The sequence below is a fragment of the Enterobacter sp. ZOR0014 genome (genome assembly GCF_000798855.1).
In the GTDB taxonomy this organism is placed as follows: domain Bacteria; phylum Pseudomonadota; class Gammaproteobacteria; order Enterobacterales; family Enterobacteriaceae; genus Enterobacter; species Enterobacter kobei.
In genome coordinates this window covers 1-2,465 of the sequence record NZ_JTLF01000228.1, presented here as the reverse complement: position 1 = coordinate 2,465, position 2,465 = coordinate 1, and the positions used below count along the sequence as shown (strand labels likewise).

The window sequence follows — 2,465 nt, the reverse complement described above, 5'->3', positions numbered from 1 at the left end:
CGACTGAACTACAGAGGAATCGTGTGAACGGGGCGCATATTATCGACGTCAGCCGCGCTTGTCAAAGGGTGGATCAACGCCTTTTGATCGTTTGCTGACAAAATCGGCAATGTGATGTTTTTGACAGCGTAATGCACCGCTTTGGTGCGTATATACCTCTAATGGGGCAGATCATAAACTGCTGTTTCAGTAATAAAACCCCCCTCCATGATTAGGTTTCCTTATTTTCAGGCGCTTAGCGAGGAATTCAGACCGCCCGGTAAAAGTGGCATTCATATTGCAAAACCTGTTCAACAACGATAGCCAGTACCGGCAAAGCATTTCGAACAGGGGGCAAAATGAACTTAAGACGACTGAAATACTTCGTAAAAATCGTCGATATCGGCAGCCTGACTCAAGCGGCAGAAGTGCTGCATATCGCGCAGCCTGCGCTGAGCCAGCAGGTGGCTACTCTGGAAGGCGAGATGGATCAGCAATTATTGATTCGTACCAAACGCGGCGTCACGCCAACGGAAGCCGGAAAAATTCTTTATACCCATGCCCGCACTATTCTGCGCCAGTGCGAACAGGCGCAACTGGCGGTCAACAACGTCGGCCAGACCCTCAGCGGGCACGTTTCCATTGGTCTTGCGCCGGGCACTGCGGCGTCTTCTATCACCATGCCGCTGCTGCAGGCCGTTCGTGCTGAGCTACCGGAAGTGCTGGTCTATCTGCACGAGAACAGCGGTTCGGTACTCAATGACAAACTGCTCAATGGACAGCTGGATATGGCGGTCCTTTACGATCGTTCTCCGGTCGCCGGGATCACCAGCCAGCCGCTGCTGAAAGAAGATCTCTACCTCGTGGGCACCCGCGACTGTCCGGGGCAGAGCGTCGATCTTACCGCCGTGGCAGAAATGAACCTCTATCTGCCGCGTGATTACAGCGCCGTGCGTGTGCGCGTGGATGAAGCATTCTCCCTGCGTCGCCTGACGGCCAAAATCATCGGCGAGATCGACTCACTCTCCACGCTGACCGCGGCCATTGCCAGCGGAATGGGCGTAACCGTGTTGCCAGAATCCGCAGCGCGCTCGCTCTGCAGTGCGGCAAATGGCTGGATGGCACGGATCACCACGCCTTCGATGAGCCTGCCGCTGTCGCTCAACATGTCCGCACGCGGCTCGCTGACGCCACAGGCGCAGGCGGTAAAAGAGATTTTGATGTCGCTGGTCAGCAAGCCATCGCTTGAGAACCGTGAACTCCAGCTCGTGAGCTGATATTCCATAAAAGCATAAGTTGCGGGTTTTTATTATTTGTTCTGCAGTGCGGCTGACTCTAACAATAGCGTTATGTCAGATGCGCCGGAGTGAATCGTGAATTTCCAGCAACTTAAAATTATCCGTGAGGCGGCCAGGCGGGATTACAACCTGACCGAGGTCGCCAATATGCTTTATACCTCTCAGTCCGGCGTCAGTCGCCATATCCGCGAGCTGGAAGAAGAACTGGGGATAGAGATTTTTATCCGTCGCGGCAAACGTCTTCTTGGCATGACGGAGCCGGGCAAAGCCTTGCTGACCATTGCGGAGCGGATCCTCAACGAAGCCAGTAATGTGCGCCGCCTGGCGGATCTCTTCACGAATGACGCCTCGGGCGTTCTCACTATCGCTACCACCCACACCCAGGCGCGTTATAGCCTGCCGCCGGTGATTAAAGCCTTCCGCGAACTCTTTCCCGACGTCCGCCTGGAGCTTATCCAGGGGACGCCGCAGGAAATTGAAGTGCTGCTGCAAAACGGTGGGGCAGATATCGGCATTGCCAGTGAACGCCTGAGCAACGACCCGCTGCTGGTGGCTTTTCCCTGGTTCCGCTGGTATCACAGTTTGTTGCTCCCCGCCGATCATCCGTTGAATCAGGTTTCGCCCCTGACGCTGGAAGACATTGCCAAATGGCCGCTGATTACCTATCGCCAGGGCATTACCGGACGCTCGCGCATTGATGAAGCCTTCAACCGCAAAGGGCTCACGCCGGACGTGGTGCTGAGCGCACAGGACTCTGATGTAATCAAAACCTACGTCGAGCTCGGGCTGGGCATAGGTCTGGTGGCAGAACAGTCCAGTGGCGAACGCGAGGGGGGAGATCTGGTGCGTCTTGATACACGTCATCTGTTTGATGCCAATACCGTATGGCTCGGCCTGAAGCGTGGACAGCTGCAGCGCAACTATGTGTGGCGTTTTATCGAACTTTGCAACGCCGGGCTGTCCGTTGATGAGATTAAACGTCAGGTGATGGAGCCAGAAGAAGTGGCGATTGATTATCAGATTTAAGCCCTTTATAGCACCCGTCTCCGTCGACAAGAAGCAAAGGCCTGCAATTAAAGCAGGCTTTTTTATTGAAACCGTTTAATTTCCTGACCGCTTATTCTTAAGAATACCCTGATTAACAATCATACTCTGTGACGTCATAAGGTTGTCTTATATTTAAATATT

Annotated in this window: 2 protein-coding genes; both read left to right on the top strand. The window is 54.0% G+C overall.

The features are described 5' to 3' along the window. Positions 1-338 precede the first annotated feature (338 nt). The gene (gene nac, locus L977_RS11830) at positions 339-1,256 is read left to right on the top strand and encodes a nitrogen assimilation transcriptional regulator NAC (protein ID WP_014884446.1); all 918 of its coding nucleotides are present in this window, start codon (positions 339-341) and stop codon (positions 1,254-1,256) included. A 96-nt stretch (positions 1,257-1,352) separates the two neighbouring features. After that, the gene (gene cbl, locus L977_RS11825; protein WP_023330849.1) at positions 1,353-2,303 is read left to right on the top strand and encodes an HTH-type transcriptional regulator Cbl; all 951 of its coding nucleotides are present in this window, start codon (positions 1,353-1,355) and stop codon (positions 2,301-2,303) included. Positions 2,304-2,465 lie beyond the last annotated feature (162 nt).

Excerpts from the sequence above, each read along its gene's own strand:
- nac (WP_014884446.1), top strand. The coding sequence starts at position 339 with ATGAACTTAAGACGACTGAAATACTTCGTAAAAATCGTCGATATCGGC.